This is a genomic window from Acinetobacter sp. YH01009, assembly GCF_013420765.1.
Classification (GTDB): domain Bacteria; phylum Pseudomonadota; class Gammaproteobacteria; order Pseudomonadales; family Moraxellaceae; genus Acinetobacter; species Acinetobacter amyesii.
Genome location: NZ_VOYE01000002.1, coordinates 131584 through 155023 on the forward strand (window position 1 = coordinate 131584; position 23440 = coordinate 155023).

The 23440-nt window shown below is 40.1% G+C and carries 20 protein-coding genes and 1 pseudogene; 16 read left to right on the forward strand and 5 right to left on the reverse strand.

Going from position 1 to position 23440, the window contains the following annotated elements:
* Positions 1-92: 92 nt before the first annotated feature.
* From FTT76_RS03405 to FTT76_RS03415, 3 genes and pseudogenes are all read left to right on the forward strand, one after another.
* A pseudogene (locus tag FTT76_RS03405) lies at positions 93-814 on the forward strand (DUF2515 family protein).
* Positions 798-1697 (forward strand): hypothetical protein, encoded by a 900-nt coding sequence (locus tag FTT76_RS03410; protein ID WP_180007186.1) that lies wholly within the window; start codon positions 798-800, stop codon positions 1695-1697. Before FTT76_RS03405 ends, FTT76_RS03410 begins: the two are co-directional and overlap by 17 nt.
* Before the next feature lie 633 nt (positions 1698-2330).
* Positions 2331-3857: a fumarate hydratase gene (locus tag FTT76_RS03415; RefSeq protein ID WP_078189659.1), complete on the forward strand. Its 1527-nt coding sequence runs from the start codon at positions 2331-2333 to the stop codon at positions 3855-3857.
* A 127-nt stretch (positions 3858-3984) separates the two neighbouring features.
* On the opposite strand, the gene FTT76_RS03420 is transcribed toward FTT76_RS03415, so the two are convergent.
* The 4 genes from FTT76_RS03420 to tig all read right to left on the reverse strand — a co-directional run bounded on the left by FTT76_RS03420 (position 3985) and on the right by tig (position 8332).
* Entirely contained in the window at positions 3985-4698 is a 714-nt protein-coding gene (locus tag FTT76_RS03420) for a DUF2846 domain-containing protein (protein WP_180190045.1), read from the reverse strand.
* A gap of 162 nt (positions 4699-4860) precedes the next feature.
* A complete protein-coding gene (gene clpX, locus FTT76_RS03425; protein WP_180190046.1) occupies positions 4861-6171 on the reverse strand; it encodes an ATP-dependent protease ATP-binding subunit ClpX in 1311 nt (436 codons plus the stop codon).
* Between the two features lie 29 nt (positions 6172-6200).
* Positions 6201-6806 carry an ATP-dependent Clp endopeptidase proteolytic subunit ClpP gene (gene clpP, locus FTT76_RS03430; RefSeq protein ID WP_078189662.1) on the reverse strand — a complete coding sequence of 202 codons (606 nt, stop codon included), beginning with the start codon at positions 6804-6806 and terminating at the stop codon, positions 6201-6203.
* A gap of 194 nt (positions 6807-7000) precedes the next feature.
* Positions 7001-8332 carry a trigger factor gene (gene tig, locus FTT76_RS03435; RefSeq protein ID WP_180171765.1) on the reverse strand — a complete coding sequence of 444 codons (1332 nt, stop codon included), beginning with the start codon at positions 8330-8332 and terminating at the stop codon, positions 7001-7003.
* Between the two features lie 272 nt (positions 8333-8604).
* Between tig and FTT76_RS03440 the strand changes: the two genes are divergently transcribed.
* The 10 genes from FTT76_RS03440 (at position 8605) to FTT76_RS03485 (ending at position 20771) form a co-directional block, all read left to right on the forward strand.
* A complete protein-coding gene (locus FTT76_RS03440; RefSeq protein ID WP_180144330.1) occupies positions 8605-10779 on the forward strand; it encodes a TonB-dependent receptor domain-containing protein in 2175 nt (724 codons plus the stop codon).
* A gap of 313 nt (positions 10780-11092) precedes the next feature.
* The gene (locus tag FTT76_RS03445; protein WP_180062936.1) at positions 11093-13345 is read left to right on the forward strand and encodes a TonB-dependent siderophore receptor; all 2253 of its coding nucleotides are present in this window, start codon (positions 11093-11095) and stop codon (positions 13343-13345) included.
* A gap of 110 nt (positions 13346-13455) precedes the next feature.
* Positions 13456-14139, forward strand: coding sequence for a Fe2+-dependent dioxygenase (locus FTT76_RS03450; RefSeq protein ID WP_078192711.1), 684 nt, complete (start codon positions 13456-13458; stop codon positions 14137-14139).
* Between the two features lie 33 nt (positions 14140-14172).
* Positions 14173-15279: an alpha-hydroxy acid oxidase gene (locus FTT76_RS03455; protein ID WP_180065192.1), complete on the forward strand. Its 1107-nt coding sequence runs from the start codon at positions 14173-14175 to the stop codon at positions 15277-15279.
* 263 nt (positions 15280-15542) lie between these two features.
* Positions 15543-17240 (forward strand): 2-isopropylmalate synthase, encoded by a 1698-nt coding sequence (gene leuA, locus FTT76_RS03460; protein WP_111884051.1) that lies wholly within the window; start codon positions 15543-15545, stop codon positions 17238-17240.
* A 104-nt stretch (positions 17241-17344) separates the two neighbouring features.
* On the forward strand, positions 17345-18505 hold the full coding sequence (locus FTT76_RS03465; protein WP_168377871.1) for a homoserine O-acetyltransferase: 1161 nt from the start codon (positions 17345-17347) through the stop codon (positions 18503-18505).
* Entirely contained in the window at positions 18505-19098 is a 594-nt protein-coding gene (metW, locus tag FTT76_RS03470) for a methionine biosynthesis protein MetW (protein ID WP_067763682.1), read from the forward strand. Before FTT76_RS03465 ends, metW begins: the two co-directional genes overlap by 1 nt.
* Entirely contained in the window at positions 19095-19685 is a 591-nt protein-coding gene (locus FTT76_RS03475; RefSeq protein ID WP_078189669.1) for a tetratricopeptide repeat protein, read from the forward strand. Before metW ends, FTT76_RS03475 begins: the two co-directional genes overlap by 4 nt.
* Positions 19686-19788: 103 nt before the next feature.
* Positions 19789-20412, forward strand: coding sequence for an RdgB/HAM1 family non-canonical purine NTP pyrophosphatase (gene rdgB / locus FTT76_RS03480; RefSeq protein ID WP_180026016.1), 624 nt, complete (start codon positions 19789-19791; stop codon positions 20410-20412).
* Between the two features lie 65 nt (positions 20413-20477).
* Positions 20478-20771 carry a hypothetical protein gene (locus tag FTT76_RS03485; protein WP_180190047.1) on the forward strand — a complete coding sequence of 98 codons (294 nt, stop codon included), beginning with the start codon at positions 20478-20480 and terminating at the stop codon, positions 20769-20771.
* A 36-nt stretch (positions 20772-20807) separates the two neighbouring features.
* Here FTT76_RS03485 and FTT76_RS03490 read toward each other — a convergent pair whose 3' ends face one another.
* The gene (locus FTT76_RS03490) at positions 20808-21689 is read right to left on the reverse strand and encodes a permease (protein ID WP_180004574.1); all 882 of its coding nucleotides are present in this window, start codon (positions 21687-21689) and stop codon (positions 20808-20810) included.
* 141 nt (positions 21690-21830) lie between these two features.
* On the opposite strand from FTT76_RS03490, the gene tatA reads away from it, so the two are divergent.
* From tatA to tatC, 3 genes are read left to right on the forward strand one after another with little or no spacing between them, the layout of a single operon-like run.
* Entirely contained in the window at positions 21831-22052 is a 222-nt protein-coding gene (gene tatA / locus FTT76_RS03495; RefSeq protein ID WP_078189673.1) for a Sec-independent protein translocase subunit TatA, read from the forward strand.
* A 12-nt stretch (positions 22053-22064) separates the two neighbouring features.
* Positions 22065-22541 carry a Sec-independent protein translocase protein TatB gene (tatB, locus tag FTT76_RS03500; protein WP_078189674.1) on the forward strand — a complete coding sequence of 159 codons (477 nt, stop codon included), beginning with the start codon at positions 22065-22067 and terminating at the stop codon, positions 22539-22541.
* A complete protein-coding gene (tatC, locus tag FTT76_RS03505) occupies positions 22538-23308 on the forward strand; it encodes a twin-arginine translocase subunit TatC (protein ID WP_180190048.1) in 771 nt (256 codons plus the stop codon). The genes tatB and tatC overlap by 4 nt, the downstream gene beginning before the upstream one ends.
* The last annotated feature ends 132 nt before the right edge of the window (positions 23309-23440 follow it).

The window sequence follows — 23440 nt, forward strand, 5'->3', positions numbered from 1 at the left end:
AAATCAAAGCTCTGATACACATATCTAATTTAAAAAATAAAAGGAAAAATTTACATAAATTAGAGCCTGGATATGAAACTAGGGCGTGACGTATTGCTTCAGTTTATGCCAATATTTATCTAGAAAAAGAAAAACATCGAAACAAAGATTTAGTTGGCCGTTACTATTGGATGGGCTTAGGTGCATTTGTTTCAAAAAATCTTAGCTGCCATTTTAAACATGGTTTAACTGCATGGGAATATAAATGGATTCCACTAGGGGTAATTCGTGATCCTGTACATACTTTTGCAAAAGGTAACTTATGGCTATTTATGGATATTGCACCTTGGCATTATGCTTTGAGCATGTCTTCATCCTCTTTTAATCAATGCCGAACTCAACGTGATGTTTCCAAATTTACTCATATTAAAGAAGAAGTTATAAACGTTCCTTGGTCAAATTGTTTACCCATAATTAAAAACTTAAAAGCACTTTAGAAATTAAAAGTGCTTTTGAATATCTACCAAAATCGAAAAGTATTCTGCCGAGTTCTTATAATATCAAAAGCATGGAAAGAGAATATCAGGGGCGACACGCAGGTGTACTCGATAAGGTACCAGAAACAGTATACAGCGAACCATTAGCAAACACTAAAGTCGCCAATTATGATAGCCGTATGGAATGGATTAATAAAGCAGCAGAAAAATATCATCGTTTAATGCTCAATGATAAAGGAAGATACTTTTTAGAAGAAGAACTAAAAATTATTGCGAAATGGGGCGATAGCAAAGCTAATTTTACAGTTGGAAAGGATAGTAATGATGGAAAAATTTAATTACTTCATTGTTATTTTTATGGTGGGTTATCTCCTTTCAGCTTGTCAACCTAGTGCAAAAAATACAGAGAATAATGTCATGAATCAACAGCGTTTTAGTTTACATTTAGGCCAACAAGGATTTAAAGATTTTTCTCAACATAATCTTGGGCATCCCGATAGTCATCCATCTGGAGCAGGTTTTAGAGAGTTAGATTTTACACCGCCCAACTTAGGTCAGATTAAAGTTGAAAATGGTGAGAATAGCTTAGTGATAGATCATGTATTTTCAGTTCTAGGAACATCGTTTAATAATGAGGATGGAATACAAGGGCTTGATATTAATGCAGGGCTAAACAAAGAGGAATTTGTACGTCCTGAACAAGCCCACCAAGCTTATGTTGACTTAATGAAACGTATAAATCAGGCCGAATGGAAAAATTATTTCTATCGTTTTTCTGCACGAATAGCAAAGGATGATAATATTCGATATCTAATGAAATCAGGTGATGTCATTGACCCGACTTATATCTTTAATTATGAAGAATGGAAAAAGATAATAAATACAGTTGGAGGGAACTCTATAGGCTACCGATTATATGCCAATGGTATCCTTTTGGATCTGAGTATAAAACAAACTCAAAAAACTGAAGATGGTAAAGAACAATATATGGTTCGTTATGCTTTCAATACGATTCGTTATGATGAAAGAAATTCAATGGATGATTCAGAGAATAATATTGATACTTACAAAATGACCTCAAAAGAGTTAGAACAAGCATTTGCAAATGAGCTGATAAGAAATAAAAAATCAAGAGAAATTGATGAAAAAGAAGTTATAGTACAAGGCTACCATATCGATGAAAATTATGAAGATCCTGATGTTTGGCAATATGTTAAATAATCAAATGTTGTCGCGTTTAGACTCAATTTTAAAGCACTTTTACACAAAATTGATCATTGAAACTAAAGATTTAAAGATTTGAAGATTTGAAGATTTGAAGATTTGAAGATTTGAAGATTTGAAGATTTGAAGATTTGAAGATTTGAAGATTTGAAGATTTGAAGATTTGAAGAAGAATATTATTTTTATAAAATTTAAAGCAAAAAAAGAAGATAAAGCTTTAGGCTTGATCTTCTTGTTGACCGTAGAACCAAGTTGCTGCGATAAACAGAGAAAAACCAATAACTGACAACACTGGAGTAACCATATATTTCACACTCTAACTTTGATGACGTCATTATGTAAAAGTTTTATGACAGTTATATGACAAATACGAAATATTTAAAAATAACAAATATCATTTATTTTCAACAATTTAAAAATAAAAACATATCTCCCCCTCTAGTTTTGTGACAAATATTTCATGAAATATGACAGTTAAAACGTCATTTTCAGGCCATTTATGACAGCGAAACATGGCACTGTTTAAGCCTATTAAACTTTCGGCCAAAGATTAAGCGAAATACCCACACAACTGTGTTTTTGTCTTATAATTTAGCCCGCTAGCTATCAGCCCGCTCAAGAGATATTTGTATGACAACTATTATCAAGCAAGATGACTTGATCACATCGGTAAAAGATGCGCTTCAGTTCATTTCTTACTATCACCCACAGGACTTCATCCAAGCGATGAGCCGTGCGTATGACCGTGAAGAAAACAAAGCCGCAAAAGACGCGATTGCACAAATTTTAATTAACTCTCGTATGTGTGCAGAAGGCCATCGTCCTATCTGTCAAGATACGGGTATTGTGAACGTATTTCTTGAAGTGGGCTTAGACGTTAAATTTGATTTAACCATGAGCCTAGACGATGCAATTAACGAAGGTGTACGTCAAGGTTATCTTGAAAACTCAAACATTCTTCGTGCATCAGTATTAGCTGATCCTGCTTTTGGTCGTAAAAATACCAAAGACAACACCCCTGCTGTAATTCACTACAAACTCGTTCCGGGTAATAAAGTTGATATTACTGTTGCTGCTAAGGGTGGCGGTTCAGAAAACAAATCTAAACTTGCAATGCTTAACCCTTCTGACTCTATCGTAGATTGGGTACTTAAAACTGTTCCAACAATGGGTGCAGGTTGGTGTCCTCCTGGTATGCTCGGTATCGGTATTGGTGGTACTGCTGAAAAAGCCATGATGCTTGCAAAAGAAGCATTGATGGAAGAAATCAACATGGACGAATTACTTCGTCGTGGCCCACAAAACCAAATCGAAGAACTTCGTATCGAAATCTTCGAAAAAGTAAATGCTTTAGGTATTGGTGCTCAAGGTCTTGGCGGTTTAACGACTGTTCTTGATATCAAAATCAAAGACTACCCATGTCATGCTGCGGGTAAACCAGTAGGTATGATTCCTAACTGTGCTGCAACTCGTCATGCACATTTCCAATTAGACGGTTCAGGTGTAGCACATATTCAAGCACCTAGCCTTGAAGACTACCCAGCGGTGACTTGGGATTCATCAACATCTAAACGTGTTGACTTAGATAACATCACTCAAGAAGAAATGAACTCTTGGCAACCGGGTGACACACTGCTTCTTAACGGTACAATCTATACAGGTCGTGACGCTGCGCACAAACGTATGGTTGACATGTTAAACAAAGGTGAAGAACTTCCAGTTGACCTAAAAGGTAAATTTATTTACTACGTTGGCCCTGTTGATCCTGTCGGTGACGAAGTCGTTGGTCCTGCTGGCCCAACAACTGCAACACGCATGGATAAGTTCACACGTCAAGTGCTTGAAGCAACTGGCATGTTCGGTATGATTGGTAAAGCGGATCGTGGTCCTGCTGCTGTTGAAGCAATCAAAGACAACAAAGCGACTTACCTCATGGCTGTCGGCGGCGCTGCTTACTTAGTATCGAAAGCGATTCGTGAAGCTGAAGTTGTAGCATTTGCTGACTTAGGTATGGAAGCGATCTACAAATTTGTTGTAAAAGACATGCCTGTATCGGTAGCTGTTGACGTGAATGGTACTTCTGTTCACGCAACTGCACCAAAAATCTGGCAAGCAAAAATTGGTAAAATCCCAGTAGTTGATGCTGCTGCGAACTAATTTCGCCACGTTCAAGATCAAAAAAAGCACCCCATCGGGTGCTTTTTTATTGTCAATATTTAGACTGTCTGTCGAATGACATTCGCTATTTAATGCTTTCACACACTAAAAACAACGGCAAATTACATTACCAAGTTAATGGATTCCACAATTTAAAAGGCTTGGTCAACTGCACATCTTCCGCAGGATCATAATGAGGCGCCTTCAATTTCTGCGCACTTTTACGTACTTTTCCAGAGTTTTGATCTTCTGCCACAAAGTTAAAACTGTTGGACTTCAACTCCGTAAATGCGATTTCATTTCGACCAATTTTTTCAGGCATGAGCAGCAATGGACCTGAAATCGTTCGTTTACTGGATAAATTCTCTTCATCATATTTGATGAAATAGGATTGACCTGCTTCAACATCAAAGTCTAAATATTTAGGCTTTTGAAAATGATTCACACCCAAAGGGCGACTCGACGATAAGCGGTAATTCCCTGCCGGTAACTCCACCCAGTAATAATGATTATTCAATAAACTTGGAATACGCTCACTGTTGAGAAATAAGCTACTGGCCACAATTTCTTGGCGGTTCCACTTACTGTCTGGACGATATAAATACACAATCGCTGCTTGGTCATGCTGAGCCCTCACTTCTTGAAAATGTCGACCTTGCTTCTGATTGACCCAACCACCAATGGTGAACATACCCAATCGATATTGCTCAATATAACCCGGTGTACTTTCAGGATCCACGGGCTTTAATGTTGAAGCCAATGACGTTTGCTCAACGGCTGATTTTCCATGACAACCCAGCAGCGCTACACTGCTTAAAAGTAGAATTGCAACTCCACGCATGATTATCCCTCACTGCGTCTTTTTTTATTTTACACTTTTGTTTTCAGTTTTTTACATTCAGGCATCCACGCCATCCTGCTGAGATTAACATTCTGCTTTTATTTTTGGAAATAAAAAACGTGTGCAAATCTTGGATTTACACACGTTTCAGACGAATAGCGCTTAAGCAGATTTAGAGTTTACAACTTTTAAATCTGACTTCGGTGCAGCTTCTTCAGTTTTCTTTGGTTGACGTTCTGATTTAAATTCAGGTTCCGCTTCACCATTAATCACCGCTTCATTGACGACAACCGTACCCACATCTGAACGACTTGGTAAGTCATACATCGTTTCAAGCAATGAATTTTCTAAAATCGAACGTAGACCACGCGCACCCGTATTACGGTCAAGGGCTTTTTTAGCCACGGCACGCAATGCTGAGTCTTCAAATACGAGGTCAACATTTTCCATTTCAAATAAATATTGGTATTGACGTGTCAATGCATTTTTTGGTTCTGTCAGAATCTGCATCAATGCTTCTTCGTCCAGTTCTTCCAAGGTAGCAATCACAGGTAAACGACCAATAAATTCAGGAATCAGACCGAATTTAACCAAATCTGTCGCTTCAACTTGGCGGAATAAGTCAGATAATTTTTTAGTTTCATCTTTCTTACGTACTTCAGCCGTAAAGCCAATACCACCTTTTTCCTGACGCTGCTGTACGATTTTCTCTAGGCCAGAGAATGCACCACCACAGATAAACAGGATGTTTGAAGTATCAATTTGGATAAATTCTTGCTGCGGATGCTTACGACCACCTTGAGGCGGAATCGACGCAACCGTACCTTCGATCATTTTCAATAACGCTTGCTGAACACCTTCACCCGATACATCACGAGTAATAGATGGGTTTTCAGACTTACGAGTAATTTTGTCGATTTCATCGATATAAATAATGCCCTTTTGCGCTTTTTCTACATCGTAATCGGCTTTTTGAAGGAGTTTTTGAACAATGTTCTCTACGTCTTCACCCACATAACCGGCTTCAGTTAAAGTCGTTGCATCTGCCATCGCAAATGGCACATCTAAAAGGCGCGCAAGTATCTGAGCAAGCAGTGTTTTACCTGAACCTGTTGGTCCAACCAACATGATGTTACTTTTCGAAATCTCTACACCGTCTTCTGGTTTTTTACCACTGGTGCCAACTTTTAGGCGTTTATAGTGGTTATATACCGCAACAGAGAGGGTCTTTTTCGCAACATCTTGCCCAATCACATATTGGTCAAGCGCAGCACGGATTTCATGCGGTTTTGGTAAAGGACGAGTTGCCCAGTCATTTGATTCAACTTGCTGACTGGTCTGAACTAGGTCAAGACATACGTCCACACACTCATTACAGATGTACGCGTCCTCACCTGCAATCAGTTTCCCGACTTCAGACTGCGTTTTACCGCAAAATGAACAATGCTTTTGTCCTTGAGGATGTTCGGACATATTCACTCCAATAATTAATTCTTTAAAACTTATGGACGTTTAGATAAAACTTCGTCCACAAGACCGTATTCTTTTGCAGCTTGCGCTGTCATAAAGTTGTCACGGTCAGTATCTCGAGCAACAGTATCGTAGTCTTGACCACTATGCTCTGCCATCAAACGGTTTAAACGTTCTTTAATGAATAGAATTTCACGTGCATGAATTTCAATGTCAGATGCCTGACCTCGGAAACCACCGAGTGGTTGGTGAATCATGACACGGGCATTTTCAAGACAGTAACGTTTGCCTTTAGCACCGGCGTTAAGCAGGAATGCACCCATCGATGCTGCTTGCCCCATGCAGTAAGTCACAACATCAGGTTTAATAAATTGCATGGTATCGTAAATCGCCATACCTGCAGTAACCGAACCGCCTGGTGAGTTGATATATAAATGAATATCTTTATCTGGGTTTTCTGCTTCTAAGAACAACATTTGGGCAACAATCAAATTTGCCATGTTGTCTTCAACTTCACCGGTTAAAAAAATCACACGTTCACGCAAAAGGCGTGAATAAATATCAAAAGAACGCTCGCCACGAGATGACTGTTCTACCACCATTGGCACTAGTGCGTTTTCAATTGTTGGAACATACATACGTTATTTATTCCTAAATTTTTCTGACTCAACCCATAATTCACAATATGAGGGATATTTGTCGAAATTGCAAAAGATTCCCAATTAAATAACAGATATTTTTTTCATAAGCATTGTGAAATCAGGACAACTTATTTGGGGGCAAAATTCGATAAAAAAAGGCGCTTAACGCGCCTTTTTTTGAAAGCTAGAAATTAGCCTTGTTGACGAGCTTGTTGCTCTTTCAATAAGTCTTCATAGCTCACAGTTGTATCCGTTACTTTAGCAGAAGCTAAGATGTGATCTACAACTTGGTCTTCTAGAATAACAGCTTCGATTTGAGCGCGTTGCTGTTTATCGTTGTTGAAGTATTCAATCACTTCTTTAGGATCTTCGTAAGAAGAAGCCATGTCTTCGATGTAAGCATCAACACGTGCAGCATCAACTTCAATTTTAGCATCAGCTAATACTTTGCTGACTAATACGCCAAGTTTAACTGATTTTTCAGCTTGCTCTTTGAATAGGTCATCTGGAAGCATGCTTGAATCAAACGCTTTAGCGCCTTGAGCACCAAACTGTTGAGTGAATTGTTGGATCATTTGTTGACGTTGACGGTCAATTTCTTGAGCAACCATTGCTTCTGGAAGTTCTACTTCGTTTGCAGCTACAAGTGCATCAAAAGTTGCACCTTTCACTTGGTTACGAAGACCGTTTTTCACTTCACGTTCCATGTTTTTACGAACGTCAGCTTTCAGTTTTTCAACGCCTTCTTCTTCAGTTAGACCGAAGATTTTTAAGAATTCAGCATCAACTTCTGGAAGTTTTTGTTTTTCAACAAGCTTAACAGTGATTTTGAACTGAGCAGCTTTACCAGCAAGGTTTTCAGCTTGGTAGTCTTCAGGGAAAGTTACATCGATAACTTTCTCTTCGCCTTTCTTCATCCCAACGATGCCGTCTTCGAAGCCAGGGATCATACGACCAGAACCAAGTACGAGTTTAAAGTCTTCAGCAGCGCCGCCTTCAAACTTCTCGCCATCAACAGTACCTTCAAAGTCGAAAGTTACTTGCATGTCTTTTTTAGCCATGCCTTTAGTTTCAGCCCATGAAGCACGTTGTTTTTGAAGATTTTCAATCATCTTCTCAACGTCTTTGTCGTCAACTGAAGTTGCTTTACGTTCAACTTCTAGGCCTTCGAACTTAACTTCAACTTCTGGATAAACTTCTACAGTTGCTTCATAAACTAAAGCATCATCTTTCATTTCAGTTTTTTCAATGTTTGGCATACCAACAGCATTGATTTTTTCTTGTTGGATCGCTTCGAATACTGTGTCACGAATGATGTCGTTTACAACTTCTTGATAGATACCAGCACCGTATTCACGACGAACAACGTTTACAGGTACTTTACCTGGACGGAAGCCGTTGATCTTCACAGTTTTGGCAGTGCGTTTCAAGCGAGCTTCAAACTGCTCGTTAATACGGCTCGTCGGTACAGATACATTTAAACGACGGGCAACGCCCGAAACCGCTTCAGAAGTTACTTGCATGGCTTCCTCGATAATTTGTTAGTTAAAACAGTTTTAAAAAAAAGTGCCACATTATATGACAACAATTAAAGATATACAAAAATGGATTATAACACTATAAATTCAGGCATGGATGCCCTTCTTATTTTTAGAATTTTTCAGCTTTTTTCGAAGAAATATTGATTATTTTTTAATTCACCATTGAAAATGAGAAACTTTCTCACTATTATTCTTAATGATATTTTTTTAATTTATTTTCATATATTTATCTTGTCCATATTTGGAATTCTTTTATGAGTAAATTTAATCTCAACCCTCTTTCCGCTGCTTTATTTGGGGCAATTGTAACTACTACGAGTTTCGCACATGCTGAAACGACTGAATCTCAAGCTCAACAGATGGAAACCATTGTTGTTTCTGCAGCGGGCTTTGAACAAAAGATCAAGAATGCTCCTGCTTCAATCAGTGTTGTTACAAAAGCAGACATAGAAAAGAAAAATGCTTCTAGCATTGCAGATTTACTAGCTGACATTCCGGGCATTGATATTCGTGACGGTATTGGTAAAACATCCGGCTTAAACGTAAAAATGCGTGGTCTAGGTAATGACTATAGTTTGGTTTTAATTGATGGACGTCGCCAAACAACATCTTCTGACGTAACTCCAAATGGTTTCGGTGAATCATCAAATGGTTACTTACCACCCCTTGCTGCAATTGAGCGTATTGAGGTCATTCGTGGTCCTATGGCTACTCGCTATGGCTCAGAAGCAATGGGTGGTGTAATCAACATTATTACTAAAAAAGTGTCTGATACATGGACTGGTAATGTTACTGTGAGTGGTAACCTCATGGAACATAATGGGGAAGCCGACTCAGCAAAAACCAGTTTTGTTTTAAATGGCCCTCTTATAAGCGAACGATTAGGGATGCAGCTACGCGGTTCTTATTTAGACCGTCAAAAATCTGAACGTATTCCAGGTACATCTGGCCGTGACCCACGCCCAAGTGAAGCAGATAATTTTGATTTTGGTGGTAAATTATCCTTTAACTTAGATGATAAAAATAGTTTCTGGTTAGATGGCTTCCATTCAAGTCAAAACTATAAAAATGATGATAATCGACTGGGCACTCAAGACACACCGAGCCGTGCTAATGGTTATAAAGACGAACTAGAATTTAACCGTGATCAAATTTCTGCTGGACATGAGGGTAACTATGATTTTGGTAAATGGTCATCTTACGTAAGCCATACAACTACTGAAACCGTAGGCCGTACTATTCCACGAAACACATTCCCATTAAATGCATTTGCAGGTACAGATCGTACATTAGAAAACACTGACTTTGTTGCTGATACACATATCGTCATGCCTATTGCAGATCATAAAATCACAGTAGGTGCCGAATATAAAGAAGCAGAAATTGCTGACGATATTGCGGGCGTGGGTTCAAAATTCAAAAAAGACTCATTATCTTTCTACGCTGAAGATGAATGGCGCCTTTTAGATTCAGTTGCTTTAACTTTAGGTGGACGTTATGAAGATCATTCAGGTTTTGGTGGTCACTTCAGCCCACGAGCATATTTAGTTTGGAATACTAATGAAAATCTAACACTGAAAGGTGGTGTAAGTACGGGTTACAAAGCACCTTCTGCAAAAGCATTACACAATGGCGTGATTAGTGTTAGTGGTCAAGGTGCAACTTTTGGTGTCGGCTCTCCTAATCTTAAACCTGAAGAATCCACCAACTATGAATTAGGCTTTAATTATAACAAAGGTAGCTTTGACTTAACCACAACGGCATTCTTTAATAAAATTGAAGATCTGATAACTGATGGAGCTGACCTTTGGAACTGTTACTCTGAAACAAATCCAAACCAAGCAGGTTGTGTGAGCTATGGTTCCCATATTACTCAAGATAGTTTTTCACAAAGTATTAATGCCAATGAAGCAGAAACTAAGGGCGTTGAAGTTAGCTTGAAATACAGCATTATCCCTGAATGGGATATTAAAGCTGCATATACCTATATGGAAAGTGAGATCACAAAAGGTGAAAATAAAGGCTCGTACCTAAATAACGTACCCAAAAATGCTTTTAATATGACATCTACTTGGCATATTAATCCTTCACTCGATGTTTGGTTACAGCATGAGTATAAATCTGATCGTAAACGTTATAGTACAGTCCAAACTGCTGGTGATGCTGGCATCATTTATGCTGCAACAGGTAATAAGTTGAAGGGGTATAATTTATTTAACCTCGGTACAAGTTATAACCTTAACGAAAATATTCGTATTAATGGTTCTGTAAATAACTTATTAGATAAAGACTTCACAAGCAATGGAACTTATATCAATAGCCAAAATGTAGAGGCATCGTACTATGACTACATGACTATAGGTTCTTCAATGGCTGGAACTTACTTAGCTGGTCGTAACTACTGGTTATCCATTTCTTATGATTTCTAACTTTTAGTACTTATAAAAGACAAAACTAAAAAACCTGCTTCGGCAGGTTTTTTGCATAAATAATTTACGATTACTTCTTATTTAATTCACAATCATGTCTATATTTATAATCTCAATTAAACATAAAAAAACAATATATTTTATCAATATTTAAATAAAACATAGTCTTAATTAATACTTGTTATATCATTACATTAAATAGGACTATCACAATATGATTATTTATCGTGATTTACAATTACATAAAGATGTAAGAAAAAATAAGAATCATTATTATTCGCATACAAATTCACTATTCCAAATCGGGTTCGAAATGGCCTTCATTAAAACACGTAAGAAAATTGTTTCTTCAGCAATTGCTTCTTCACTTTCTGTTATTGCTGTTAATGCAATCGCACAAGAGCAAGTTACTCAACTTCCAACGATTAACCAAGAAGTTGCTGCTGAAAAAGCACCAAGCTTAAAAGTTGATAAATCTGCGAATGCTAAATTTGTTGCTCCCCTTCTTGATACACCAAAATCAGTATCAGTGATTTCTAAGCAACTGATTGAAGACACGCAAGTCACAACTTTAAGTGATGCTTTACGTACAGTACCTGGAATTACCCTCGGTGCTGGTGAAGGTGGCAATCCAAATGGCGACCGTCCATTTATCCGTGGCTACAGCTCTGAAAGCTCAATGTATATAGATGGTATTCGTAATTCAACCTCACAAAACCGTGAAATGTTTGCCATAGAACAAGTTGAAGTCACCAAAGGTTCTGCTTCTGCTATGGGTGGTGCAGGTACTGTTGGCGGTAGCATCAACATGATTTCTAAAGTGGCTAAAAAAGGTGACTTTTTAGAAGGTTCAGTTGCTGGCGGTACAGATGCTTATGCACGTGTAACACTAGATGGCAATAAAGATTTTGGCAATGGGATTGCTGCACGTGTTGCAATAATGGGCCACATGAATGAGAAAGCAGGTCAATCTGACGGTGCTGAATATAAACGTGCAGGTATTGCCCCTAGTATTACTTTTGGCTTAGACACCCCTACTCGTGCAACTTTAAGTTATTACTATTTAAAATCGGATGACACTCCCGATTCAGGTGTTCCATATTGGGATGCTGGTTTAGGTAAACCACAAGGTAAACCAGCGGAAGTAAAACAAGGCGTTTATTATGGTTGGAAAGATCGTGACTTCCAAAAACAAGAGAACCAAGCAGGGACAATCAAGTTAGAACATGATTTAACTGACAATTTAACCGTTACAAACACTGCAATGTACAGCAAATCTAAAAATGATTATGTCTGGACAAACCCTGATGATTCTAAAGGCAATGTAGCTAATGGCCAAGTATGGCATCGTCAAAACTCTGCCATCACAGATAGCGATACCTTTACAAATCAATTAGCATTGATAGGTAAATTTGCTACAGGTGCCATTAATCATAGCTTTAATGTTGGTGCTGAATACAGCAAGCAAGAAACTGACAAAGGTGGTTATAACATCATTAACAGTAAAGATGGCAAAGTTTCCTCAACTGGGTTTTACAGCGACTGTAAAGACCTTTCAAGCAATTGGTGTACTTCTCTAAACAATCCAACTCAAAAACCATTTTTAGATCGTCTAGAAGCCCGCCAAGACTTTGATGCCACGGTTGAAAGCACTTCTGTATATTTATTAGATAGTATTGAAATCACACCACAATGGTTACTTGATCTTGGTGTGCGCTGGGACAAGTTTGAAGCTGCACAAAACTTTCGTGCTACATCTTCAGCTGCTGCATATACAGCTAACAATGATTCAGACTTCTTTACATATCAATCAGGTATAACCTTTAAACCTGTTGAAAATGGTTCAATTTATGCAAGTTATGCTACCTCTGCCAGTCCTGTTGGCTTAAATGCTGGTTGGGGAGATAACAGCGAAACCATAAATGCTAATAACCAAATGATCGATCCTGAAGAAGCACAAACTTACGAGTTGGGTACTAAATGGGACTTGTTAAATGATCGTTTGAATTTAACAGCAGCGATCTTCCGTACTGAAAAACAAAATACTCGTGTACAACTTGACCCAACAACTTATGCGAATGTAGGTGAAAGTAAAGTTGATGGTGTTGAATTAGGATTAAATGGTCAAATTACCGATAAATGGGATATTTCGGCAGGTTATACTTATCTTAATAGTGAATTAACAAAAAATGGTAAATCATGCCGTGGTTCAGGTTCAACAGCAACTTGTACAGATAATGCCATTTATAATGGCAACCAAATGCCTAATGTACCTAAACAAGCAGCAACATTATGGACTACCTATAAGATATTGCCGCAATTAACTTTGGGTGGTGGTGCAGTATATTCAGACAAAGTTTATGGTGATGTTGCAAACATCAAATGGGCTCCATCTTATGTACGCTACGATGCTATGGCGCGTTATAATGTCAACAAAAATGTTGATTTACAACTTAACGTAAACAACCTTTCTGACAAACGCTACTTCACTAAAGCGTATGCCTCACACTATGCAACTGAAGCAGAAGGTCGCAGCGCAGTTCTGTCTGTAAACTTCAAATACTAAGAAAAAATAAATACCATAAATAATTTATGGTATTGACTCAAATAGCCTCGCTTCGAGGCTATTTTTGTATATGATCGAAACACAAACATTACATTTCAAAAGGTCAGACCGTGATTCACCATATTCCAAATGTATTGAGTAAAGAACAGGTCAACTACTTCCGCACAGAAATGCAAAAAGTAGAATGGATTAATGGTCAAAAAACTACGGGCTCACTGTCTAAAAATGTAAAAAACAACCAACAGCTAGATATAGACCATCCATTAACACAGCATTTAGGTGACATTATTCTGCATGAATTGTCACAACACGCGCTTTTTACATCGGCAGCCCTACCCCTCAATATTTTGCCGCCCTATTTTAATCGCTATGAAAATGGTGAAACGTTTGGTTTCCATGTCGACAATGCCATTCGCTGGATGCCTGACAGCAATCAAAAAATTCGTACCGATTTGTCCTGCACGATTTTTCTAAGTGAACCTGAAGAATATGAAGGTGGTGAACTTGTGGTAGAAGACACCTATGGCTACCACGAAGTGAAATTGCCTGCCGGAGATTTGATTTTGTATCCATCTACCAGTGTGCATGAAGTTACTCCTGTGACTGCAGGCTGTCGTATTGCGTCATTTTTTTGGTTGCAAAGTATGATCCGTGAAGATGCTGAGCGTCACATGTTATTTAATCTCGATCAAAGCATTCAAAATTTGCGTATGCAATTGGGTGATGCACATAGTGAAGTCGTCAAGTTGACGAGTCTGTATCACAACCTTATCCGCAAATGGGCCGAAATTTAAAGCTCAAGGTCAATAGACATGGACAAACTACCAATGACTGATCACAACATTTTAGCGCCACTGACTCAGATTCCAGCTCATTTGCAAACCATTGCAGATTACGAAAAACAGGCTGAATTGCACCTTTCTCAAATGGTGTGGCAGTACTTGCAAGGCGGCTCGATGGATGAACACAGTGTCCGTGGCAATTTGTCTCAGTTTGAACAGATACAACTGCTACCACGTATGCTGAAAGATCTAACCCAAGGTCATACCCAAATCGAAATCTTAGGGCAACGTTTCCCGCATCCGATTTTTGTAGCACCCATTGGTCACCAACAACAATTTCATCCTGATGCTGAAGCTGCAACAGCCCTCGCTGCCGAAGTCCTTGGCAGCAATATGATCCTCAGTACATTTACCAATACAGATATGCGTGAGTTAAAGCAGGACAATCCGTACAAATGGTTCCAATTGTATTGGCAAGGTGAGCGCGAAAAGTCATTATCACTGGTCAAGATGGCAGAAGAACATGCTTATACAGCAATTGTAGTAACCATTGATTCCCCGCATACAGGGATTCGTGACCGTGAACGTCGAGTGTTTTTTCATTTGCCTGAAGGCATGCAACATCCGCATACCCCTGCACATATCCCATTGCCTGAGCTCAATGATGGCGACCATCCCGTATTTAACGGTCTGATGAAAATCGCACCAACATGGGCGGATATCCTTTGGCTCAGTCAAAACACCTCATTACCGATTATTTTAAAGGGCATTGTCAGTCCACATGATGCTGAACTTGCCCTGCAACACGGTGTACAAGGCATTATTGTGTCGAATCATGGTGGGCGCGTACTGGACGGTTGCATCTCCCCTATCACCGCCTTAGAACTGATTAAAAAAGTTGTGCCTACGGATTTTCCAGTTTTATATGATGGTGGTATTCGTCGTGGTTCAGATGTGTTTAAAGCGATAGCCTTGGGTGCATCTGCCGTATTAGTTGGACGTCCTTGCATTTATGGTTTAGCTACAGCGGGCGCTTTAGGTGTTGCCCATGTACTCAAAATACTGAAAGAAGAATTTGAGATTACGATGGCATTGATGGGAACAGCCACCGTCGATGAGATCAATAAAGATTATATTTTTCAAAAAAGCTAATTTTATAGAAAAATATTTTCCAGTAATGGCATCTTGACGCAAAAATAGGAAATTATTTCCGGAATATATGGACTAATATTTAGTTATACGTTTACGAGCTTACGGTAAAGCTAAGTCATGTGAATCTTTACGGATTTATTTCGACTTTCGACTAAAGACTCCGAAATTAAACTTGTAAATTGCTAGAATAGACACAATCTATATAAGTAGTACCTTGCCGTTTATCCACGACATTTATCCACGGTGCTATAAGGAGTTTTCACATGATGTTGGCAGATCCAAGCAAAAAATACCGTCGCATGTACCAACGTGTAGACTTACCAGACCGTCAATGGCCAAATAACGAAATCAATAAAGCGCCGATCTGGATGAGTACCGACCTTCGTGACGGTAACCAAGCGATCTTCGAGCCAATGAACATTGAACAAAAGTTCAAAATGTTCCAAATGCTTGTGAAAATTGGTTTCAAACACATTGAAATCGGCTTCCCTTCTGCATCACAAATCGACTTTGATTTCACTCGTTTGTTGATCGAAGGCGGTCATATTCCTGATGATGTGTACATCGAAGTTTTGGTTCAAGCACGTGATCATTTGATTCAACGTACATTTGAATCATTACAAGGTGCAAAACGTGCCATCGTGCATATCTACAACTCAAATTCTCCAACCTTCCGCAATAAAGTGTTGAATGTTGATGTTGCTGGTGCAAAACAATTAGCGATTAATGCTGCAACGAAAGTCAAAGAATATGCTGCAAAACAGCCTGAAACTGAATTTGTATTCCAATACAGTCCAGAGTGTTTTACTGCAACAGAATTAGAAGTGGCTAAAGATGTCTGTGATGCGGTCACTGAAATTTGGGAAGCATCTCCAGAGAACAAAGTGATTTTAAACTTGCCTGCAACGGTTGAAGTTTCAGGTCCGAACGTCTATGCAGACCAAGTGGAATGGATGCACCGTAACATTCAACGCCGTGACGGTGTGATTATTTCTGTGCACTGTCATAACGACCGTGGCTGTGGTATTGCCGCTTCTGAGTTGGCCATTATGGCTGGTGCTGACCGCGTCGAAGGTTGTGTGTTTGGTAACGGTGAACGTACAGGTAACGTGGACGTTGCAGCGATTGCATTGAACATGTATACCCAAGGTGTTGCGCCAAACTTAGATTTCTCAAACATTAACGAAATCATTTCAATCATTGAAGAATGCACAGGCTTGCCGGTACACCCTCGTCATCCGTATGCTGGTGATTTGGTCTTCACCGCGTTCTCTGGCTCACACCAAGATGCCATTAAAAAAGGTTTCGAGTTCCAAAAGAACGAAGAAATGTGGGATATGCCTTATTTGCCAATCGACCCGAAAGACTTGGGCCGCGACTATGATGCCGTGATTCGTGTCAACTCACAGTCTGGTAAAGGCGGTATTGCGTACTTGTTAGAATCAAATTACAACGTGGTGTTGCCTCGTCGTATTCAAATTGAGTTCTCGCAAATCGTACAGCAAAAAACAGATGAAGACGGTACCGAGATTTCTGCGCAAGCAATCTGGTCTTTATTTAAAGACACGTATGTGGCTGCCAAAGACACGCATTATGCGGCGAAAAACTACCGCTTACATGATGAAAATGGCAAACAAGTCATTGAGCTTGATGTCGAAGTGAACGGTGAGATCCAGCAATTACGTGGTGAAGGCAACGGCCCAATCTCTGCTATCTTAAATGCCTTGCAGTTACCGATTGATGTCTTGAACTATGAAGAACGTAGCATCAGTTCAGGCGCACATGCTAAAGCCTTGGCTTTAATTGAGCTTCAAGTGAAAGGTACAGGTAAGTCTGCATTCGGCGCAGGTGTGCATGACAACATCGTGACCGCATCTATCGAGGCGATTATTGCCAGCACTAACCGTTTAATTGAACAAGGTGTTTTGAGTACTGAACAAGTGATTGCTGCTGCAGTCTAATTCAATGCTATAAATATCAAATAGCAATAAAATGACTTTAGAAGGATACCCTCAAGTGGTATCCTTTTATTATTCATACTAAAGATTTAAGGCGAATTATTCCTGTGTCTTTTCCAGCTGACTCAGTGGGCTTAGTTACCCCACAAAAGTTTATTTTTGAAGAGCCGTTAGAGCTCGAATGCGATCGCATACTCCCACGTTTTGAGCTCATGGTTGAAACTTATGGCGAACTGAATGCAGACAAATCTAATGCAATTTTGATTTGTCATGCACTGTCAGGCCATCATCATGCAGCAGGTTATCATCATGAAGATGACCGTAAACCGGGTTGGTGGGACGCATGTATTGGACCAGGCAAAGCCATTGATACGTCAAAATTCTTTGTCGTAGCATTAAATAATATTGGCGGCTGTAGCGGTTCTACTGGACCGACCTCTCCAAATCCTGAAAATGACAATCGCCCTTATGGTCCTGATTTCCCATTAGTGACTGTCCGTGACTGGGTCAAAACCCAAGCCATGTTGTCTGATCGTTTAGAAATTCAGCAGTGGTATGCGGTGATTGGCGGCTCTTTAGGGGGCATGCAAGCTCTACAATGGTCTGTGGACTATCCAGATCGTTTACAAAAGTGCGTGATTATTGCCAGTACACCAAAACTGTCTGCGCAAAACATTGCCTTTAACGAAGTGGCGCGTCAGTCGATTTTGTCTGACCCTGATTTCCATGATGGTCGCTATTTAGAAAATGATAGTTATCCTAAGCGAGGTTTGATCTTGGCCCGTATGGTGGGTCATATCACTTACCTCTCTGAAGAAGCCATGAAACAAAAATTTGGCCGTGACTTAAAGTCAGGTAAATTTATGTATGGCTTTGACGTCGAATTCCAAGTCGAAAGTTATTTGCGTTATCAAGGTGAGCAATTTAGCCGTAACTTTGATGCCAATACCTATTTGATCATGACCAAGGCTTTAGATTATTTCGATCCATCACGTGAATATGAGCAATCATTAAAAACCGCGATGTCTAAAACCAAGTGTCAATTTTTAGTTGTTTCATTTACAACGGACTGGCGTTTTACCCCTGCTCGTTCGCAAGAAATTGTAGATGCATTAATTAGTAATCATAAGCCTGTGAGCTATGTGGATATTGATGCTGAACAAGGTCATGACTCTTTCTTGTTCCCGATTCCGTTATATGTGAAAAGCTTACGTGCATTCCTAGGCGGTGTAAAACACCTGCAAGAAACACCGAAGGAGACCAACTAATGCGTATTGATCATCAACTGGCTGAACGTTGGATTAAACCAGATTCAAGCGTACTCGATTTAGGGTGTGGTGACGGTGAACTGCTTGCACATATGAGCAAAAAGCACAATATTCGTGCATATGGCTTAGAAATTGATCAAGAAAAGATTGCAATTGCGGTCAGTCGCGGGTTAAATATCATCCAACAGGACTTGAACTTAGGTTTAAGTCGCTTTGCCGACCAGTCTTTTGACTATGTGGTTATGGCACAAGCCTTGCAAGCTGTAGATGCACCAGACGTTCTTTTAAGAGACATGGTGCGTGTGGGGAAACAGGCCATTATCACCTTTCCAAACTTTGCACATTGGAAGACTCGTTCTTTCCTTGCATTAAAAGGAATGATGCCTGTTTCAGACGCGTTACCCTATATGTGGTATAACACGCCCAATATTCATTTATGTACTTTCCGTGATTTTGAAGCGCTGTGTGCTGAAAATAACATCCGGATTATTAACCGACTTGCCGTGAATGGGGATCAACAAGATAGTTTACTGAGTAAACGTCTCCCAAATCTATTTGGTGAAGTCGCAATTTATCGAGTGAGCGCTCTATGAAAAAATTATTATTAAGCACGACGCTACTGATTGGACTTTTTAGCATACAAGCCCATGCGGATTATGTTGCTCCATCATCTTCAGTTTCTAGCCAAGCTGCACAATATTCAATTATGGATATTCACAGCTTAAGTAAAGCTGCTAAAGCAGGTCAGCCTGGTGCTCAGTTTTACTTAGGCACTAAATATCAACAAGGTAAAGACGTTGCAAAAGATGAACGTCAAGCTTTTGCATGGTACAAAGCTGCTGCCGATCAAGGTTTATCTGCAGCTCAGCTCAATGTGGGTCGTATGCTCGCTGATGGCATTGGGACTAAAAAAGATGAAGCGCTTGCTCGTCAATATTTCGAAAAAGCAGCCAGCCGTGGTGATAACCGCGCAAGCTTTAACTTAGCCATGATGGAAGAGCAAAAGAAAAACTACATGGGTGCATACCAATGGTATGAGCTTTCTACCCGTGATGGCATGCTCGACAACAAAGTGATTAGCTTGTCTGAAGGCAAAAAAACCGCTTTAGCAGCGAACTTAAGCCAAGACCAAATCCGTCAAGCACGTGACCGTGCGGACAAATGGATTCAAGCACAATAAGTTTTTGAATCTTAAAAAGCACCTTCGGGTGCTTTTTTATTGCCTGTCAGCCACAGCATCTTGTTAAAATAGCCTCAAATCTTGTTTTATGGTGAATATTCACATGGCTTCAACTGATTGGTTATCTCAAGGCACTTTGGTGCTTGCAAGTAATAACAAAGGCAAAATTGCAGAATTTGAAAAAATGTTTGCCGAGCTTAATCTTCCTGTTGAAGTGATTCCACAAGGTCAGTTGAACATTGAAGATGCCATCGAAGACGGTCTAAGCTTTGTTGAAAATGCCATTATCAAAGCGCGTCACGCATCGAAAATTTCAGGCAAGCCAGCCATTGCAGATGATTCTGGCATTTGCGTTCCTGTACTCGGTGGCGCACCAGGGATTTACTCTGCGCGCTATGCAGGTGAACATGGCAATGATGCCGCTAACAATGCCAAGTTGCTTGCTGACCTCAAACCACTCCGTAAAGAGAGTGAAGCCATCGAAGGGATGTTTGTATGTGTCTTGGCTTTGGTCCAACATGCAGAAGACCCACTCCCACAAATTTTCCAAGGGATTTGGCGCGGTGAAGTGATGGAAGCAGCACGCGGTGAAAATGGCTTTGGCTATGACCCACTGTTTTGGCTGCCTGAACTAAACGTTTCTAGTGCTGAATTATCAAAAGAAGAAAAAAATAAAATCAGCCATCGTGGTCAGGCGATGAAATTATTTAAAGCAAGTTTGAAATAATTTGCATTGGAGTTAATCTTAATGCCAAAGATTAACTCCAATCCCTGAATAAAAATAGAATAATTATGGCACTTCAACCGATACAGATCATATGCAACGCTTGCCATCACACTTCAACTGAAATCCCGACACGCTCTTTTCTTGGTTTTCAAAAACTAAGCTGCCCTCATTGCCAGGCGCAACTGACCTACCCGCTCACCTCAGGCTTTCGTACCACTTACGCTATTTTTGCAGTGGTGATCGTGCTGTCGATCATGCTTAATCTGTCGCAAGGTCAGGTTGGATTTCCAGGCCTGATAGGTATCGCAATGATATACGCCCTCGTGCGTGATTGGCAGATTCGAAAACAGCTCAAGTAGTCGCCCTATGCGGGCATCTATAATTCACTTTTCATTTTAAAGCGAAAAAAGATGCAAAATTAACCCATATATACTAACGACGATGCAGCTCATAATCGTACCTGAAGCAATATAACGTGCCGAAGTGCCTGTTCCTTGATAATGCGTTTCTAAAGCCACAATATTGGCTGCAGGGGGTAAGCAGAACAGCATGAACATCACCCCAATATATTTCTCGATCTGGGGAATCGGAAGAAAGGCATAACTCAAACCACAGATCACCGCGCCAACGGTGAGTTTCATCGCATAAATACGACTACTGTTCATCAGATCACGCCACTGTACCTTAGTTTGGCGCAGCCACATGCCTAAGACACACATTCCTGTGAAACTCATTCCAATTTTTGCAGCCTGATACAGCCAATCTAAGATCTGATGTTCTTCTAAATGTTGTAATCCAACTATTCGACAGACACCTGCAATCATCAAGGCAAATACAGGCGGTGACATCGCCACTTTTTGAATCACGCTCGACCATGGTAGTTGGGCTGAACTGACGGCTGTAACAGCCCACATATTGCCAAAGATAGAACCACCGACATACAAAGCCACCATCGCTGCACTAATTTCAGGGCCGAACAATGCTAATGCAAAAGGAAAACCCAGCCAAGCCAAGTTCAAATAACTGACACACAAGGCACGTAAACTATCTTTTAACAGCCAGCGAAATAAATAAAACATCAGCACGGCAACACTAAAGCTAAAGAGCATCAGCGCTAAACTGCCTGCTTGATAGAACACCATGTTGTAGATGATTACGGCTGGAATAAAACAGCGTGCAAGTAAGCTAGAAAAAATCGATTTGAGCGATGCGGTTCCTGATAATGATGCCAATCCGAGGCCACTTAAAAAACCCAATATCGGAAGAAGAAACGCCACTACACCACCCTCACTGCTCAATCCATGCATAGTAACACTGAACATAAGCTTCGCGGCTGTCTTTAAACTGCAACATCTTGGTCACTTCACTGTCATCTACAACTGCTGAAATGTTGTGCAAACCAACAAGAGGATAACAAGATGGCTGGACTATCGATTTGGCATGTACTGATTTTTGCAATTGTGGTGATTTTACTCTTTGGTACCTCTAAGCTAAAAAACTTGGGTAAAGATGTCGGCGGCGCGGTCAAAGATTTCAAAAAATCGATGCGTGATGAAGACGCAGCAAATACGCAGCTTAATGAGCCTCGCACGCTAGAGCATGAAGCTCAAAATAAAACCAATTCCTCAGTTCAAAGCTAAGGGGTTGTCATAATGCTTAATATTGGTATTAGCGAATTACTGGTGTTCAGCATTATTGCGCTGATCGTACTCGGCCCAGAAAAACTGCCTGAAGGTATCCGCTTTGCAGGTAAATGGTACGGGAAAGTTAAACGACTGATCAGTAACGTGCAAACAGATATTGACCGTGAACTTCGCATGTCCGAACTTCGTGAAGAAATGCAAAAAGAAATGCAACGTATTCAACAGCTCGAAGCGCGTATGCAGGCGCAGATGAATGAATTGCAACAAACGCAACACCCCATAGAACAGACTGCGCAAAAACAACAAGAAGCCGTCCTACCTGACAATAAAAATTTATCCCCACGTTATCAGTACATCGAACGTGGTCAGAGCACGATCTTTGCCGTGGCTACACCCCAAATGAAAAAAAAGCACGAGATTAAAACAGACCAAGCTCCTACATTAAGTTCGACCGATGCATTAGCAGAATATCAGGTGGCCGTATGACAGATCTTTCACTGAATAATTCACAGAACACTGTGCCTGATTTGGAAGAAATGCCAATCACCAAACATTTGGTGATTTTGCGTCGGCATTTGATCAAAATTACAGGACTCATTTTGATTCTGTTCTTTTGTTTATTGCCCTTTGCCAATCAAAGCTATCAATTGATGTCAGAGCCACTGCGTGCTCAACTGCCAATGACCTCATCCATGATCGCAACGGATGTGACCGCCACGTTTATGGCGCCGTTTAAGCTGAATTTCTTTGTCGCGCTAATGCTCGCTATGCCCTTCGTGATTTATCAACTTTGGGCCTTCATCAAACCTGCACTGTATGAAAAAGAGCGGCATTTGGCGATGCCCTTATTATTCGGCAGCATCGTCCTCTTCTATGCCGGTATTGCCTTTGCCTATTGGGTTGCCCTGCCATCCATCCTACATTTTTTTATGAGTGTTTCCCCTGAAACGGTCGCCCCAATGACGGACATCAATAGTTATTTAAGTTTCTGCTTAAAGCTTTTTTTGGTGTTTGGACTGACCTTTGAAATTCCAATCATCACGTTAATTTTGATTTTGATCGGGGTGGTGTCTACTCAAACCTTGGTAGAGAAGCGTCGTTTTATTATCGTCGGCTGTTTTTTTGTCGCCATGTTTGCAACGCCACCCGATGCGCTTTCGATGATCATGCTGGCCATTCCCATGTGGATGCTCTTTGAGCTGGGTTTGTTCTTTGGCAAGCTGATTGAAAAACGACGTACATCTGTAACTTAAACAAACTGATGTTTCGACAATTTTGGTGAGTTTTACACCTAAGAGGCTGAGATAGCCTCTTTTTTTATGCGCCCATTTAATGTTTTGCAATTTTCATGCAGCGAAATCTAAACGCCTATTTCATCAGTTTGC

Excerpts from the sequence above, each read along its gene's own strand:
- rdgB (WP_180026016.1), top strand. The coding sequence starts at position 19,789 with ATGGCTTCAACTGATTGGTTATCTCAAGGCACTTTGGTGCTTGCAAGT.
- FTT76_RS03445 (WP_180062936.1), top strand. The coding sequence starts at position 11,093 with ATGGCCTTCATTAAAACACGTAAGAAAATTGTTTCTTCAGCAATTGCT.
- metW (WP_067763682.1), top strand. The coding sequence starts at position 18,505 with ATGCGTATTGATCATCAACTGGCTGAACGTTGGATTAAACCAGATTCA.
- FTT76_RS03440 (WP_180144330.1), top strand. The coding sequence starts at position 8,605 with ATGAGTAAATTTAATCTCAACCCTCTTTCCGCTGCTTTATTTGGGGCA.
- FTT76_RS03455 (WP_180065192.1), top strand. The coding sequence starts at position 14,173 with ATGACTGATCACAACATTTTAGCGCCACTGACTCAGATTCCAGCTCAT.
- leuA (WP_111884051.1), top strand. The coding sequence starts at position 15,543 with ATGATGTTGGCAGATCCAAGCAAAAAATACCGTCGCATGTACCAACGT.
- tatB (WP_078189674.1), top strand. The coding sequence starts at position 22,065 with ATGCTTAATATTGGTATTAGCGAATTACTGGTGTTCAGCATTATTGCG.
- tig (WP_180171765.1), bottom strand. The coding sequence starts at position 8,332 with ATGCAAGTAACTTCTGAAGCGGTTTCGGGCGTTGCCCGTCGTTTAAAT.
- FTT76_RS03415 (WP_078189659.1), top strand. The coding sequence starts at position 2,331 with ATGACAACTATTATCAAGCAAGATGACTTGATCACATCGGTAAAAGAT.
- tatC (WP_180190048.1), top strand. The coding sequence starts at position 22,538 with ATGACAGATCTTTCACTGAATAATTCACAGAACACTGTGCCTGATTTG.
- FTT76_RS03420 (WP_180190045.1), bottom strand. The coding sequence starts at position 4,698 with ATGCGTGGAGTTGCAATTCTACTTTTAAGCAGTGTAGCGCTGCTGGGT.
- FTT76_RS03410 (WP_180007186.1), top strand. The coding sequence starts at position 798 with ATGATGGAAAAATTTAATTACTTCATTGTTATTTTTATGGTGGGTTAT.
- clpP (WP_078189662.1), bottom strand. The coding sequence starts at position 6,806 with ATGTATGTTCCAACAATTGAAAACGCACTAGTGCCAATGGTGGTAGAA.
- clpX (WP_180190046.1), bottom strand. The coding sequence starts at position 6,171 with ATGTCCGAACATCCTCAAGGACAAAAGCATTGTTCATTTTGCGGTAAA.
- FTT76_RS03475 (WP_078189669.1), top strand. The coding sequence starts at position 19,095 with ATGAAAAAATTATTATTAAGCACGACGCTACTGATTGGACTTTTTAGC.
- tatA (WP_078189673.1), top strand. The coding sequence starts at position 21,831 with ATGGCTGGACTATCGATTTGGCATGTACTGATTTTTGCAATTGTGGTG.
- FTT76_RS03485 (WP_180190047.1), top strand. The coding sequence starts at position 20,478 with ATGGCACTTCAACCGATACAGATCATATGCAACGCTTGCCATCACACT.